1 protein-coding gene is annotated in these 292 nt (G+C 44.2%); it reads left to right on the forward strand.

The window, feature by feature from the left end; all coding sequences use genetic code 11:
* Positions 1–292: citrate/2-methylcitrate synthase (locus AB4585_RS26140; protein ID WP_372171672.1), on the forward strand; the 292-nt coding region annotated here is incomplete at both ends.

The following is a 292-nucleotide window of genomic DNA, read 5'->3' on the forward strand; positions in this document are numbered from 1 at the left end:
TGTGTGGGGTAGTTGGTGCACTAGCGGCCTTCTACCACGATTCACTAGACATTAATAATGATAAACACCGCGAGATTGCGGCATTCCGACTGTTGTCGAAAATGCCAACACTAGCGGCAATGTGCTACAAGTACAGCATAGGTCAACCATTTATTTACCCAAGAAACGACCTAAGCTATGCAGAAAACTTCCTTCATATGATGTTCGCAAATCCTTGTGAAGAATATGAAGTTAATCCTGTTGTTGCTCGTGCTATGGATAAGATCTTTACCCTGCACGCGGACCACGAACA

It is taken from the genome of Vibrio sp. 10N.222.49.C9 (genome assembly GCF_041474985.1).
GTDB classification, from domain to species: Bacteria; Pseudomonadota; Gammaproteobacteria; order Enterobacterales; family Vibrionaceae; genus Vibrio; species Vibrio crassostreae_C.